The organism is Bacillus sp. FSL R5-0654 (assembly GCF_038008745.1).
GTDB classification, from domain to species: Bacteria; Bacillota; Bacilli; order Bacillales; family Bacillaceae; genus Bacillus; species Bacillus safensis.
Map to the genome: position 1 here is coordinate 2,274,806 of NZ_JBBOZV010000001.1, position 14,253 is coordinate 2,289,058.

20 protein-coding genes and 1 tRNA gene are annotated in these 14,253 nt (G+C 39.6%); 4 read left to right on the top strand and 17 right to left on the bottom strand.

Annotated features, from left to right (window positions below; genetic code table 11):
• Window positions 1–51: 51 nt before the first annotated feature.
• Together sipW and tapA are read right to left on the bottom strand one after the other, a co-directional pair.
• On the bottom strand, window positions 52–624 hold the full coding sequence (gene sipW, locus NSS76_RS11450) for a signal peptidase I SipW (protein WP_024422971.1): 573 nt from the start codon (window positions 622–624) through the stop codon (window positions 52–54).
• Window positions 625–676: 52 nt separating this feature from the next.
• Window positions 677–1,204 (bottom strand): amyloid fiber anchoring/assembly protein TapA, encoded by a 528-nt coding sequence (gene tapA / locus NSS76_RS11455; protein WP_133744194.1) that lies wholly within the window; start codon window positions 1,202–1,204, stop codon window positions 677–679.
• 299 nt (window positions 1,205–1,503) lie between these two features.
• On the opposite strand from tapA, the gene NSS76_RS11460 reads away from it, so the two are divergent.
• Window positions 1,504–1,782 carry a DUF3889 domain-containing protein gene (locus NSS76_RS11460; protein WP_171464609.1) on the top strand — a complete coding sequence of 93 codons (279 nt, stop codon included), beginning with the start codon at window positions 1,504–1,506 and terminating at the stop codon, window positions 1,780–1,782.
• A 34-nt stretch (window positions 1,783–1,816) separates the two neighbouring features.
• Here the strand turns inward: NSS76_RS11460 and NSS76_RS11465 are convergent, their stop codons facing one another.
• From NSS76_RS11465 to NSS76_RS11505, 9 genes are all read right to left on the bottom strand, one after another.
• Complete coding sequence (locus NSS76_RS11465) at window positions 1,817–2,011, bottom strand: YqzE family protein (protein WP_024422974.1); 195 nt, start codon at window positions 2,009–2,011, stop codon at window positions 1,817–1,819.
• A 59-nt stretch (window positions 2,012–2,070) separates the two neighbouring features.
• On the bottom strand, window positions 2,071–2,454 hold the full coding sequence (locus NSS76_RS11470) for a competence type IV pilus minor pilin ComGG (RefSeq protein WP_103131951.1): 384 nt from the start codon (window positions 2,452–2,454) through the stop codon (window positions 2,071–2,073).
• Window positions 2,451–2,978: a competence type IV pilus minor pilin ComGF gene (comGF, locus tag NSS76_RS11475; RefSeq protein ID WP_258011119.1), complete on the bottom strand. Its 528-nt coding sequence runs from the start codon at window positions 2,976–2,978 to the stop codon at window positions 2,451–2,453. The genes NSS76_RS11470 and comGF overlap by 4 nt, the downstream gene beginning before the upstream one ends.
• A complete protein-coding gene (gene comGE / locus NSS76_RS11480) occupies window positions 2,890–3,204 on the bottom strand; it encodes a competence type IV pilus minor pilin ComGE (RefSeq protein ID WP_073206282.1) in 315 nt (104 codons plus the stop codon). Before comGE ends, comGF begins: the two co-directional genes overlap by 89 nt.
• Complete coding sequence (comGD, locus tag NSS76_RS11485) at window positions 3,188–3,634, bottom strand: competence type IV pilus minor pilin ComGD (protein WP_103131949.1); 447 nt, start codon at window positions 3,632–3,634, stop codon at window positions 3,188–3,190. The genes comGE and comGD overlap by 17 nt, the downstream gene beginning before the upstream one ends.
• Window positions 3,627–3,920, bottom strand: coding sequence for a competence type IV pilus major pilin ComGC (gene comGC / locus NSS76_RS11490; protein ID WP_024422977.1), 294 nt, complete (start codon window positions 3,918–3,920; stop codon window positions 3,627–3,629). Before comGC ends, comGD begins: the two co-directional genes overlap by 8 nt.
• A 16-nt stretch (window positions 3,921–3,936) precedes the next feature.
• Window positions 3,937–4,977, bottom strand: a complete 1,041-nt coding sequence (comGB, locus tag NSS76_RS11495) for a competence type IV pilus assembly protein ComGB (RefSeq protein WP_103131948.1) — start codon at window positions 4,975–4,977, stop codon at window positions 3,937–3,939.
• On the bottom strand, window positions 4,958–6,028 hold the full coding sequence (gene comGA, locus NSS76_RS11500; protein ID WP_103131947.1) for a competence type IV pilus ATPase ComGA: 1,071 nt from the start codon (window positions 6,026–6,028) through the stop codon (window positions 4,958–4,960). Before comGA ends, comGB begins: the two co-directional genes overlap by 20 nt.
• A 177-nt stretch (window positions 6,029–6,205) precedes the next feature.
• Entirely contained in the window at window positions 6,206–7,081 is an 876-nt protein-coding gene (locus NSS76_RS11505; protein ID WP_024422979.1) for an STAS domain-containing protein, read from the bottom strand.
• 97 nt (window positions 7,082–7,178) lie between these two features.
• Between NSS76_RS11505 and NSS76_RS11510 the strand changes: the two genes are divergently transcribed.
• Window positions 7,179–7,249, top strand: a tRNA-Gln gene (locus NSS76_RS11510).
• A 55-nt stretch (window positions 7,250–7,304) separates the two neighbouring features.
• On the opposite strand, the gene NSS76_RS11515 is transcribed toward NSS76_RS11510, so the two are convergent.
• Window positions 7,305–7,685, bottom strand: a complete 381-nt coding sequence (locus NSS76_RS11515) for a Spx/MgsR family RNA polymerase-binding regulatory protein (protein WP_007501232.1) — start codon at window positions 7,683–7,685, stop codon at window positions 7,305–7,307.
• Window positions 7,686–7,897: 212 nt separating this feature from the next.
• On the opposite strand from NSS76_RS11515, the gene NSS76_RS11520 reads away from it, so the two are divergent.
• On the top strand, window positions 7,898–8,140 hold the full coding sequence (locus NSS76_RS11520; RefSeq protein WP_003217440.1) for a DUF2626 domain-containing protein: 243 nt from the start codon (window positions 7,898–7,900) through the stop codon (window positions 8,138–8,140).
• Window positions 8,141–8,187: 47 nt separating this feature from the next.
• On the opposite strand, the gene NSS76_RS11525 is transcribed toward NSS76_RS11520, so the two are convergent.
• Window positions 8,188–8,826, bottom strand: a complete 639-nt coding sequence (locus tag NSS76_RS11525; RefSeq protein WP_024422981.1) for an MBL fold metallo-hydrolase — start codon at window positions 8,824–8,826, stop codon at window positions 8,188–8,190.
• Between the two features lie 157 nt (window positions 8,827–8,983).
• Here NSS76_RS11525 and NSS76_RS11530 point away from each other — a divergent pair, with 157 nt between their 5' ends.
• On the top strand, window positions 8,984–9,157 hold the full coding sequence (locus NSS76_RS11530) for a DUF2759 domain-containing protein (protein WP_003217333.1): 174 nt from the start codon (window positions 8,984–8,986) through the stop codon (window positions 9,155–9,157).
• A 24-nt stretch (window positions 9,158–9,181) separates the two neighbouring features.
• Here the strand turns inward: NSS76_RS11530 and NSS76_RS11535 are convergent, their stop codons facing one another.
• The 4 genes from NSS76_RS11535 to NSS76_RS11550 form a co-directional block, all read right to left on the bottom strand.
• Window positions 9,182–9,496 (bottom strand): MTH1187 family thiamine-binding protein, encoded by a 315-nt coding sequence (locus tag NSS76_RS11535; protein WP_024427984.1) that lies wholly within the window; start codon window positions 9,494–9,496, stop codon window positions 9,182–9,184.
• Between the two features lie 76 nt (window positions 9,497–9,572).
• Window positions 9,573–10,826, bottom strand: coding sequence for an MFS transporter (locus NSS76_RS11540; protein ID WP_122631096.1), 1,254 nt, complete (start codon window positions 10,824–10,826; stop codon window positions 9,573–9,575).
• A 154-nt stretch (window positions 10,827–10,980) separates the two neighbouring features.
• Complete coding sequence (locus NSS76_RS11545; protein ID WP_122631097.1) at window positions 10,981–12,105, bottom strand: M14 family metallopeptidase; 1,125 nt, start codon at window positions 12,103–12,105, stop codon at window positions 10,981–10,983.
• Window positions 12,106–12,190: 85 nt separating this feature from the next.
• On the bottom strand, window positions 12,191–14,110 hold the full coding sequence (locus NSS76_RS11550; protein ID WP_024427981.1) for an LTA synthase family protein: 1,920 nt from the start codon (window positions 14,108–14,110) through the stop codon (window positions 12,191–12,193).
• Between the last annotated feature and the right edge of the window lie 143 nt (window positions 14,111–14,253).

Here is a 14,253-nt window from a genome sequence, read left to right on the forward strand (position 1 = left end):
TAAACCCCCTAATATATTGTTTTATTGAAACCTGATTAGGTTACAAACGATTTAAGCTTGTTCCTCTGAGATATGTACATCAGCCGTGTGTCTACGATGTTTTGCTGCGCCCACAAAATGAATGGTTGAATAAACGAGCAGCATGACACCTGGTATAATAAGGAGCAAAGCAGTTCCAGCTGATGTCCCTGCATACGAAAGAAGCTTTCCTGCATAAGGAATGTTCACTCCCATATACTGCGCAGTTACCTGATCCGCTTTTACCAGCGTACCGTCTTGATACATATTATTGTCACCCTTCGTCTCAAACGCTTTATTTGCACCCTTTCCCTTCACCCCAACAATTCGGTGGGTCACAAAGGACTGATCCTGCTTTGTTTGAAACGTAATAATATCTCCTTTTTTGAGCGTCTCAGGTGAGGCGACCTGTTTTACAACAATCAGTGACCCAGCTGAAAATTCTGGTTCCATCGAACCTGATAATACTTGCTTCAATTGATAACCAAAGATCTGAGGTTCTCCCCCTGTTGTTCTTGATGACAACACGACAATAATAGAGGCTATCATCACCGTGAACACCATCACATAAAGAATACTCCCAGACATCTTCATCCATTTTTTCATAACCCCTTCTCCCCTTCGCCTATCATTTTTTCACTTTAAAAGACAGCTCCATTTAGGACGCCTTTTCTTGACACTTTGAGAGCACCATCGGTTTAGACCAAAAGTACGCCTGATCAGATGCGCTAAACCCTTTAGGATAATAGATTTTAAATGCATAGCTTCCATTTGTTTTTGCTTTATCTGTCGTGACAGTCGCTGTTTCTTGCGATAACAGGGACTTTATGGAGCCCTTTTCAAGAATATGACCATCTTGTAATGGCTTCTGACCATTTCCTATTTTATGTAATTCCCACTTCCATTCAGAGTACGCAATAGGCTGTCCACTATTTTTTAGTGTCATGCTCAGCTTTTGAGGTGCGCAGACTGTTCCTTCGATCATCGTTTGATCGATAAGCTCCAATTGACTTTCATCCCATTTTTTCGGCTGACAATGCTGATCTGTCTGTTCAAAATTTTCACATGTTTTCATGACAAAGTTTTTGTGCTCAACATCGTTAAAAGAAGCATTCGTTGGTGTCATGATGGAAGACGTCAAAATCAAACAAATGGCACAAAAGAGTACAAAGAGCGACTGTTTCATTCATTCCTTCAACTCCTTGAACAACTGTTCTTTAAAAAGAACGATTATATACAGTATAAGGAAATACCTATGAATCCCAAAACGTCAAATTAGTCCATTTTGTTCTTAAACAAGAACCATTACGAGAAAATTCTCCCATTTTCTCATTTTTTCACCATATTCAATATTTTTTTGTGTGACATTTGTACTTCTTAAAACTTACATAAAAATGTAGGATTTGGTCAGGATATGAAGAGGTGAGGTGATGTTAAGTGAAATATGGAAAAATCATAATCATGCTCAGTTTACTGCTGAGTTCTATGATTCTAGAGGTCAAACCCGTTGATGCGAGAGGTTTGACTGCCGCCGCAGATCAATGGGAAACGCGGGCAGTCAAAGAAGCAAAAAAAAGATACCCGCTAACGCAAGTATTATTTAAACAAAAAGTATGGGACCGCCACCGCGATAAGGAATCTGTGAAACAGTATCATATTACGTTAAAAGACCATACAAAGGAATTTGGGGTATTCGTCACCATTTCCTATAACCCTTACTCAAACAAGGTGAATAAAGTGATTGTTGTGGAGGAATACAGCTAAAGTGGCATAAAAAACCCGCCTGCTGGGCGGCTTTTTACTTTCGTCGATGGCGCTGACGTTTTTTAAGCATCATGGATAAGCCAAACGGCAGAACCCCAAATAAACGCTGTGAAAACGGCGGTTTCGTTTCTATTTTTTCTTGTTTGTGTTCCTTCCGTTCGTCACGTGGTGTATTCATATATTTAATGATTTCCTGCGTCATATATTTTACATAGTCATTTGTTTTCAAGCACTTTCACCTCTTCTTCCTTCAAGTCTTACCAGGAAGAGGATGATTTTATACACTGGCTAATCAGGATTTGCCCATCTCATGATTTCACCAGTCTTCCAATCCAGCATCAGTTCACGCTCATCGGATAAACCATCTTTTGTTTTCACCTTCACCAAAACAAGGACAAGTTTTTTCTTAAGATCGCATTTCATCCGCTTCAGTGTCACACGGCCTTCTTCAGTATCAATATGGGTTTTCTGTTTCGCACAAATACGTTCTACTGTGCTGGCAGCTTCACTCACACCCACCCTAAAAAGCTGCTGTTTTTTATAAAAAGAAATCGTCAGCTCTGCACTTTTCAGTTCTTTTTGAAACCCCATCGTTATCGCCCCTAGGATCAAGAGAAAAAATAAAATCGCCGCAAGCACATGCGGATAGATAAACCCTTCCTCTCTTTTCACGATTTACGAACCACCCCTTTATATGTGAAAAAAACGGCTTCATACACTTTACCAGATCCATCTGTGACTTTTAGAATCGCTCTATGCTGACTCGTTCTCACGTGAAATTGTTTCACCTTATGCAATAAAGGAAGATGTCCAGCTTGATCCGTTCGTTTTCGAAGCATCTCTTGATATGGCTCAATTGTTACCACTCGCCCTTGATCAGAAATATACTCTAACGCTTTTCCATCTTTCACTGATTTCACAGCATCGGCACGACTTAATTCCTCATCTAATTGCAGGACAGTCTGTTTCCACTCCATTTGGGAAAATCCGTTGATGTTTTCAAATGGACGAGCTTTCTCAGCTGCTGAAAAGATCAGTCCACAGCCAAAAGAAAGAAATAGAAAGAGCTTCAATTGCCACAAAGCTTGTAAAAGGGTAAAAGCTTTGTCATCGCTCCACATGCTGAAAGCATATGGTCTCTTTTTTTTGTACTTTGTATGAAACACATCCCTTCTGTTTACGCCAATTGAAAACATACGTGATCTCGCCTCTCTTCTTTTTGATGGAAGGTGTTGACCCATTTATGAATGCTTCATTCATCTGTTCATGTAAAACCTGATAAGCTTCAAGCTTGGCTCTCACTTCCTTTTTCCCCATCATGAGTTTTTCATAGGCTGGCATGAGCATTAGGGCAGCAAATAGAAAGAGATGACAGGCAAACAGTGTCTCAAACGTACTAAATCCTCTATTGTTTTTGAACATGGATTCGCCCGCTTCCTAAATAAATCGTGAGTTTATACGTTTGACTGCCAAATTCGACAATGAAAGATCCACCGCTGCTTGGATGTCCGTTTGCATTAAAATAGATACCTTGCGAGAATGTAGAAGTTTTGATGCTGCCCTTTTTATGTTGATAAGAAGCAATGACTTCGTTACTCTTTTGATCTATTACCTGATAAGATACATGCGGCGGATGGATCCCAACATGTACACGTGTTTTTTTGATAAATGCAGTATATGATGCCATTTGAAGATCTTGTTTCATGATGTTTACTTGTCTTTTGGCTTCAGCGTTTTCTATTATATTTGGGATTTTCCCTCCCATGATCGACAATACAATCGATAAAACAAGTAAGATCATCAGCTGTTCAATCAGGGTAAAACCCTTCTCATGTAAAAATAATTTATTCATGCTTCACGTTGCCGTTTTGAATGACAATCGCTTTTCCATTAGGACAAGTTAACCCCTTTTTGACATAACCTTCTTTTTCTAATTCAGCTAAAGATGGCGTCTTCCCATCATGCTCCAATTCATATGCCATCACTTGTGTGCTGACCATTGATTTAAGCCCTTCACAGCCCTTTGCCTGAATCGCTTGGTGATGACGTGTGATATTCGGTATGGTAATGAGTAAAAGAATGGATATTACGAGCATAACTATTAACATTTCTAACAGGGTAAATCCTTTATCATTCATATCTCTGTCCTCCTTCTTACACTTGCTCCATTAGTTGATACATTGGTAAAAGAATAGATAAATACACGATGAGTATAAGAAGTGCTGTTACCCCATAAATAACTGGCTGCAGCCAAGACATCCATTTTTCAATTTTTAGCTCTGCATTCTCTAATAGAAATTGGCTGTACGTGTACATTTCTCTCGCAAGCATTCCGCTGGCTTCACCATGCTTGATAATGGCTGCAAAATGTTTTTCGAAAAAAGGAGACACGCTTACTTGATGGGCCATGCTTTCTCCTTTTCTTAACTCTTCCATCATTTGTTCACCTATTTCTTGAAGAAAAGGCAGGTAGCTTTGCTGTTTAAAAGCTTGCAAACCTTCGTACATCGATAATCCAGCTTGAAGCAGTCCGCTGAGCTGAAGAGAAAAAAGGTACGTATGCATCAGCTGCATCCCTTTATATAAAAAAGGCAGCTTACTCATCACCCTCAATTTCTCAAGGGTCGACTTTTTCCTAAAAAAAACAGCATAATATCCAATAAGACAGATACACAGACAACTAGTGATGAGCAGAAAAGCATGAAGGAATTGAAATAGTCCAAACATCCCTTGAATCAGCCAAGACATGCGGGTATCCATCGATGAGTACAAAACAGAAAATTGAGGAATGATCATTTGCTGAACGAGTACCAGCACGACCAAAACCGTGAAGATGAGGAAAAGCGGGTAACGTAACATACGTTTAAACGTGTCTAACTGTTTGATTTTTTTCTCTAAAAAACGGGCGCTTTGTTCTAAAGCACGGGCTAGACTGCCATGCTTCTCAGAAAAACATAGTATAGCGATGACTTCCCGCTGAAAATGGAGTCTCTCCAGCACTACATAAAAAGGCTCGCCTTCGTGAAGCCACTGAATACCTAGTTTTAATTGCTGCCGCTGTTGTTTTGATAACTGGATATTCACCATCACTAATGCCTCAATCAATGTATATCCAGCCTGAATTAATTGAGCCAGTTTTGATAGGCATTCAGCTTGATCCTTTTTAGACCATACTTTAGAGGCTCGCTTCTTCATAAACCCAGCGATGGTAAGTGTTTTTTGATAAATAGCCGAGTGCCACTCCTTTACGAATTAATCTTTGCAGTGTTTCATATGACGAGTGAGCATATTCTCCTTTAGCCTCCTTGATACACTCACCAAGCTCTTTTCCGAACAGCAGTTCAAATACATTTGTTCGTCTGATCGGTCGATTTAATTTACAGTAAAGCTGACATCTTTCTCCGCAAAAAGGACAGGTGAGCTCGATTAATCGCTGCGCAGCAATCGCAACCATCGTTTGCTCAAGTTCATTCATCGTGACACCAAATTCAAGCATACGATAAAGGGCTCCTTTTGCGTTTTTTGCATGGAGCGTACTCAATACTAAATGGCCTGTCAGTGCTGCTCTAATCGCCGTTCTAGCCGTTTCAGCATCTCTTATTTCTCCTAGCACAATCACATCTGGATCATGTCTTAAAATAGCGCGTAACCCAGCGGCATACGTGATGCCGGCTTTTTCATTTACTTGAACCTGTAATACTTCTTCATTTCTTGTTTCCACAGGATCTTCAAGTGTAATAATATTTCGGTTAAAATTCTTTTTTGCAAACTGGATCAATGAATATAGTGTTGTCGTTTTCCCTGAATTTGTTGGCCCAGTAAATAAAATGAGTCCATGCGAGTGGTTTAAAAAGGATAATAATCTGGCTGAGGCTTTCGGAAATAATGATAGATGTTTTATTTTCGGAACATGATCCTGCGGTAAAATCCTAATCACTAAGCTCTCATCATTCACTGTCGGCAAGGTAGACATCCGAATAAATACTTGACCTTTTCTTAGCATCACAGCTAGTGAGCCATTTTGCGGCCTCCTTTTTTCACCGATATCCATAGAAGATAAAAACTTAAAATGTGCAATAAGCCGCTCTCCGCTTTTTTTATCAATCATTCGCTGCTGGATTAAATCTGAATCAACACGAAATGACACCGAAGCTTCCTTTTCTTTTGGCACAATATGCACATCAGAAGCCCTCATGCGGCATGCTTCTTCTAGCAGCTCTTGCCTTAAATATTCAATCCCATACAAGTGGATCACTCCTTTCTGTGATCACATTGTAGAATGGCGGAACGTGAATGACAAAAGAGCAATTTATGATTTTCATGACTAATAAATGATGAAAACCCTCAACTCACGATGCATTACATCATTTTTTAGAAAAGAGCATATAAAAAAACCTGACTTTTACAAGTACAGGTTTTTTGGTCATGATGTGGCTTCTTGCGGCTGCTCTTCAAAGATACGAAATCCTCTTTTTTCTAACGCTTTTGCAAGGCTATGCTCAGTATTTACTTTTGAGAAATCAATGCCCAGTTTCACTACAGTTTGAGCGATCTCTGGTCGGATGCCTGAAATAATCGTCTCAATTCCTAGCAGTTTCGCACTATCGACCACTTTAAACAGCTGATAAGCCACCATCGTATCAACAACGGGAACACCAGAAATATCAATAAATAAGTGCGTTAGACGCAGTCTTGAAGCCTGTTCTAGTACGGATTCCAGAATGATTTTGGCCCGGTACGTATCGATCTCTCCAATCAGCGGCAAAATCCCAATTTCCTTTGATACTGGAATAACTGGGGCACTTAGTTCTTGTATCATCTCTCTTTGTGCATTCAGCTGACTAAGTGTCACGCGGTCATATTCTTCTGATAAGCGCTCAATCATGTCATCAAATGTGGCGTGAAAGTGCTGATTCCACTGACACACATCTTGCAGCGTCACTTCAAGCTCTGTTTCTTGGGTGAATGTCTCAATTCTCGAACAGAAAATGTGGCGGAAAATCTTAAACTGTCCAATGATTTCATATAGCGGCACCTCGTGCACTGCTCGATCACGTGCAATATCAACAGACCACTTTTTCAAATGGTTTTCTACTTTGTCTGACAGCGTCACAAGCGTGGCTGCAATGGTTTGAATAAACGCCGTGTTCTGTTCCTTCAGCTTCTTTTCCGTTTCCTCTGAAGCATGTTTAGAATATAATGAGCCTTCTTCTGTTCTTGTTTTTAGCCATTCTTCGGTCATGACAGGGGCTTCTTTTAGGATAAACTCGTATAATTGCTTTGATTTTTCATTTTTCATTTATTTCTTTCGCTCCTTTTTCACTAAAACTCGTGACATACAACTTTTATGTATAAATGACCGCAGATGGTGAACAATAACATTACACGTTTGATATTGGGCTATAGCCAAGTGGTAAGGCAATGGACTTTGACTCCGTGATCGTTGGTTCGAACCCAGCTAGCCCAGTTCAGCACAAAAACGAAGACGGCTGAAGCTTGTTTCAGCTGATCTTCGTTTTTTATTAGGAAACCGATTGATGAATCGCTTTCTTCTTTGATATTTTCATGAGTTCTCCTGGATTATAGCCGACCACTAATTTATTCCCATCAATGATGATTGGTCTCCGGAGCAGCTTTGGTTTTTCAATGAGAAGCTGTAAGACCTCGTTTACTTTTAAGTCATTAATATTTAAATTTAAGCTTTTAAAAGCCTGACTTCGTGTGGCTAAAATTTCATCCATTCCTTCTGTTGTTAAAGAAAGAATCTTTTTTAATTCATCTAGTGTTGGCGTTTCTCTGAAAAGGTGACGCTCTTTAAAATCAATTTGATTCGCCTTTAACCAATGTTTTGTTTTGCGGCAAGACGTGCAGCTCGGGTATGAATAAAAAGTAATGTCACTCATTAGTCTTCCTCCTTAGGTCGTTAACCTTTTCTCTTATGGAGTAAGTACCCTCATGCTTTTCAGCATAAACACTTTTTCATCATTTTTTCAAAAAAATTTTTTCTACATTCAAAATAAATTGTTCACATGATGTCAAAAATGTAAATGTTTACATAACAAGTGATGATCAGCTATAATATGAATCAAAGGGGTTTTTAAGGGGAGGGAAAGAAATGAATCGCATGTTCCGCGTGCTTGGCTTTTGGACGGGTATTTTTGCTGTCATGTTCTATTTAGGACATATGAAAGATGCATCGCTGCTGTTCTTCGGTCAAACCGTTCTTTTTGTATTTTTATCCTACTTGAATTTATCCGAAAGAATGTATATTTACATTTTCGGAGCGTACTTGACGATTTTCTTTGCCGGATTTACATATTATTCGATTTTCATCATGGTTCCCGGTACCGGACATTAATTGAAAAAAGCATCTCTTTGAAAGAGATGCTTTTTTCATGCCTGCAATTAAAGAGAAAAACCATTAATAAACGGATTTTGCTCCTGTTCCGTCAGCACAGTCGTTTCCCCGCCATGTCCGCTTAAAACAAGAGTTGATTCTGGCAATGACAATAATTTTTGATGGATTGATTGTAGCAGCACTTCCTGACTGCCGCCTACTAAATCTGTTCTCCCGATGCCGCCTTCAAATAGCGTGTCACCAGAAATAACAAAGCCCTCTTCCGCCGAATAGTAAGACACACTGCCTGGTGAATGCCCTGGTGTATGGAACATTTCTAATGTAAACGATCCAATTTGAAGCGTTCCTTCTGACGTAATCAATTTTTCAGCTTCTTTGACCGTAATTCCATTCCCAATCAATCGAGCTGAACCGTTTAATTCAGCGTTCGTGAGCCATTCTTTTTCATTTTCGTGTACATACAGCGGCACTCCCCACTCTTCGCGCACCTCATCTGCCGCGCCAATATGATCAAAGTGAGCATGTGTCAATAAGACAGCAAGTGGTGTAAGCTGTTTTTCTTTTACATAGGAAATCAGCTTTTGCGCTTCACCGCCTGGATCAAAAATTAAGCATTCTCCCTGCTCATTTTTCCAAATATATGCGTTCGCTTGTACATAGCCTAGTGGCATTCTTCTCCAATTCATTTTCATCACCTACTTTATTCATTCTTTTTTATTATGAAGGCTATTCAATAAAAATTCAAACAATCGTCAACTGGAATCTACTCGACAAGCTTTATGAAAACGGTTAAAATGAAAAGAAAGGAAATCAAGGGGATTGATGACAAAGGGGGACTTTCACATGATGCTCGTCATTATTTTTGGTCTAGTCACGATTTTAGCTGCGCTCGGTATCTATCGCTCACTAAAAAAAGTGAACGTACTTGCCATCGCTTTTGCAGGCGCTACATTTTTGGTTTTTGGATGGTTCACTGTCATGACCATCATCTATAGCGGTTATCCAACTGCACATTAAAAGCCTGCATTTAGCAGGCTTTTTTTATTGATTTAAATGCTTATTCACGCTTTCTAATTTGCTTGTAAGTGTTGTGGTTTGATCCCGTCTGTCATCGATGCGAATATTGGTCGCTACTCGGTGCAATCCCTTTTCAAAAGGGGCTTCATGAATACGCTGAATGACCTCAAATAAAACGGATAATTCGCCTTCAATTAACGTATTCATCGGTGTTAATTGATATTTGATTTTCCCTTCTTGTTGAAAGCCTTCTAAAATTCTTTGTACATCTGCTACATAAGCACTGACACTTGGTGTTTCAGTGCCTATCGGAATGATGGTGACGTCTGCTATAGCCATCGTTTTTCCCCTTTCCATTAAATTCTCATGTTTTCTCGTCCTCATTGTAACCTATCCTGATTCAATCATGCCATGCTTACGTTGCGTTTACGGCAGGTTTGTCTCGTTTTATCGTCAAATCTGCTCTCTCTACCTTCCCGATCTTTGTAAACAGAAGCAGGCATATACCTGAAACAGCTTCAATGATGCCGCCAGCCGCAATGACATACCCAGATCCAAACAGGGTTGCCATATAACCGCCAATAAGGGCGCCTAACGGAATCATCAAGTAGGAAATCATGTTAATGATCGCATACACTTGCGGCTGATCCTCTGCCTTAACTGACAATTGAATCATCGTATGTTCGGGTACGTTAACTGCACTAATGGCTGCTCCTAAAGCAAAAGCTGATATAAACACAAGTGGTAACAATGCGTTCATACCTGTGATAAAGAAGGCGATTCCATCAACAATCCCAGCACCTATAAACAGCAATCCATACCGATTCACTTTTATCTTTGTCAAAACAAACCCCATCAAAAATGCGCCTAGTGCGGTTGTGACTTTGATGAATGAATAGACGACCGGTCCACTATGTAAGTCTTCCGTTAAATAAATAACAGACAATGCTTCCCATGGTGCCGCAGCAAAGTTTGAGCAGACACAAAAAATCGCTAATGAAAACAAAATATGATGGCTTCTCACAAGTGAAAAACCTCGAATTAATCTTTTGCCGTAAGATAACCCTTTTTTGGCTTTATCGATGATGACTTCTGTTTGATATGAAATCATGAACACCAATAAAGCGGACAAAAGGTAAAGAGGAATGATCACAAGCATTGTATAACCTACGCCTACAAATGCAATCATGACACCACAAATCGTGACCGTCACAAGTCTTACTACATGACTTGCTGATTGGATCGTTGCATTCGCTTTTTGTATGAGGTCCTCATGAACAAGCTTTGGGATAATCGATACAGATGCCGGTTCATAGGAGCCTCCTGTCGCCGAATGCAGCAGCATACAGCCAATGATGAGGACTAATGGTGTGAAACCATAAAAGTAACTAACCACGATCACAAGGATAATCGCTCCTCGTGTTAAATCAGCAAAACACATCCAAAATTTCAATTGATGCGGCTTCATCATAGGCGTAATAAATGGTCCAACAATCGCTTGAGGAACAAAGCTGACTGCAATAAAAAAAGCTGTCCCTATAGCCCCTTTCCCTCCTAGTACTAAAAGCCACAAGATGGTGTTGAAAGATAAACTATCAGCCGTAATTTTGCACATTTTAGAAACAAATAAATAAGTAAAATTTCTTTTCCACAGGCTTTGAGCACTCAATAGTCGACATCTCCCTAAATCATATCCTTTTTTTTACATCCATATCTTTCACAATAGCTTACTAGGAAGCCTTCGTCAATTGCTTCAACATTGTTTTTATTGACCATAAGCAATTGATTTTCTCAAAATATGAAAAAGCACCAGACAGGTGCTTTTAACACTTACACGCTTCCCACAAAAGCCGCTTTGTTTTTTCATAGATCGAATCAAATTGATCCATGGAAAGAGGATTTTTCCCTAGACCAAGCTCGACTGTATAGCCCTCACTATGAAATTGATAAATAAACCAATCGCGATAGCCTGCATAGCTGTCGAGATATTGGATCGGTTTATAGCCGCTCACTAGTTCGAATCGTTTGACCGTTTCTTTTGAGAGGGCTGGCTCATGGCCAAGAAACCCCCAATAGATCTCTTCTCCTTGTGTATGAAGGGCGATCAGCCGGTCAAATCGTTTTCGCAACGCAAGATTGGCCATCGCTTTCGCTTCTGGTTCTGTTAATGGCTCGCGCCCAGGATAATCCCGGTAGGACGGTGCCTTCGACTGATGACGATAGTACTCGATCTCCCAATAAGCAGGGAATTGATTGTTTAAATCCACCCCTCGAATATTTGCTTTCCATTCCCGGTAATCGGAATATCCCTCGTTTAGCAGTGTGAATTCTTCACGATGAAGACCTAGTGACTCCGGTCCATTACGAACCAAATCCACTCCATCTGGATTGACCATTGGCACGATGGATAAAGCGGTGGTCTGCAGAATATGAACCGCTTCATAATGTCTTGCCTGAACCGGATCTGACGCTGCTAAGCAAAGCGATTTCAACCATTTTAATAAAACAGACGTCGTGATCCATTCATTTGCATGAAAAGAGGCATTGAGATGAATAGAATGTAAATGCTGAACAGGCTCTGTTCGGATCTCATAAATAGGTGTATCAAGCACTGAATGGCCAATGACGCTGATATGAAGAAAAGGAAATACGGCTTTCAAGCGGCTCAGCTCTTCTTCTAATCGAGCGCTATCATATTCAAATGTTCCATTAATCCAATCATCGGATTGCTGCAGTCTGTAAGGTGCAATAAATCTCTGCACATCACCTATCGATTCAAATACATGGACTCCTTCTGGAAGTCTATATCCCGGTAAAAGAAGGTTATCAGTGCTTGATTGATTAGATAAATGAAAAGCAGCTTTGCCAATACCAAGCTGCTTTGCCACAGCATCCCTCCCTGCTTCATCCAGCTGCCATTCAATTTTTCCAAACGACGTTGTCTTCATTTACATCCCTCCTCTCATACTATATGAGCCGTCAGACAAAAAAAGAAAACCTCTGCTTCTAAAATAGCAGAGGTTTTTTCATCTATTAGGACGCCTTTTTCAGCTCCGTTTCACCTTCTTTTTTGGATGGTGAATGGTCCGGGCTGTTTCGATCATAAAATCTAAGGAGATCTCCGTAGATGATTTGATCAGAGAATTGAAGCTCCTGCTTCGCTTTCTCTTCATAAGACTGACACACATTTTTATCATCTGCTGGCTCGCCTGTCTCTTTATTGTAGCAAACACCATCTGTAAAAATGCTGTCCTTCGTAATAAAGCTTCCATCACGGAGTACTGTAAAGTCATTCGTATCTTTTGATAAAAGGTCATGACCAAATTGAATTTGTTTACTTGTATCAATCCCTAGAAGATTGAGTACAGTTGGACGGATATCGACCTGACCGCCTACCGTATCAATTTCTTTTGGATGTTGATCCGTTACCCCTGGAATGTGTACAACAAACGGGACTTTTTGAAGCTGCACTTCTTCAAATGGCGTAATCTCTTTATTTAAGAATTGTCCCATGGCTTCGTTATGGTTTTCAGAAATTCCGTAGTGATCCCCATACAAAACAAAAATGGAGTTATCGTATAACCCAGCTTCCTTCATCTTTTTAAAGAAAAGCTTAAGGGCTTCATCTTGATAACGCACTGTAGGGAAGTACTTGTTCAGTGTTTTGCTCTTTGAATCATATTCATCAATGAGCTTATCTTCCTCATCTAAATCAAAAGGGAAATGGTTCGTTAATGTAATCAATCTCGTATAGAAAGGCTGCGGGATCGATTTCATTAATTCAGCGGACTGCTCAAAGAACGGACCATCTTTCAGTCCCCAGCCAACTGAGTTTTCTTCATTCACATCAAATGATTTAATATCAAAGAACTTATCGTAGCCAAAGCTATCGTAGATAAGGTCACGGTTCCAGAAGCTTTTGTTATTCGCATGAATAACAGAAGAGTGGTAGCCCTCATCCTTTAACAGCTCAGGTGTCGCTGTAAACTCATTACTTGGATTTGTGAAGAACACAGCCCCTCTTCCAAGTGGATAAAGAGAATTATCTACAATAAACTCTGAATCAGATGTTTTCCCTTGACCTGTTTGGTGATAAAAATTAGTAAAGTTATAGCTCTTCTTGATCAATTTGTTTAAAAATGGAGTAATTTCTTTCCCGTTTAATTTTTCATTGATCACGAAACTCTGTGTCGATTCAAGTGATACAAGAATGACATTTCGTCCTTTTGCTTGACCAAATGTCTTTTCATTACGGTCCGTTTGATTTGCGCTTACATAGTTTTCAATTTCAGTTAAGCTATTGCTGTCAGCAAGAGCCCGCTGGGCGGACTGCTTCGATTGCAATACCCCATCATAAATATGGAAGTTATATAAGCTGATATTTTTCACCAGCATCTCACGGTCAAATGAGCGAGTAAGCAGTTCTGGTCTTTCTGTTTCAGCTAAACCAAGGTTAAAGAAAAATGTAGCTGCCACAAATAAGTAATATGCTGCTCGTTCTTTTCGTGAAACGGTGACATCTGTTCTAAAGGAAGGCTGTTTTTTATAGAGCCAAATTAAAATGATGATATCAACAAACATCAGTAAATCGACTGGTTCAATTAAAGAGGTAATACTGGACCCGAGGTCACCCATATTGTTTGTTTGAAATAGGACGGGGATGGTTAGAAAATCACTATAGAATCGATAAAACACAATGTTGGCTAACAAAACGAATGTTAGGATAAAGCTTGTCACGATGATATATCGATTGCGATTTTTTTCTTTGAAAAATAAACCGATACCGAAGATAAACAAGAGAAAGCTAAGCGGATTAATAAACAGGATAAACTCCTGCATGAAATTTTCAATTTTAATATTGAAGCTAGATTTATAGATAACATAGGTTTTGACCCACATCAGCAATGTCGCAATCAGTAAAAATGAAATCGCCTTTAATCTATTCTTTCGCATTGTAACCTCCTTATGCTAAGCGCGCACCCAGGCTCTAGATATACCCTAATTATTGGTGCTTCTAGAAAAATAACTAAAGTATATCTTATCCTGTATATGATGGAAAATCAATGTCTTTTTCCTCATGACAAACTTATGAATAT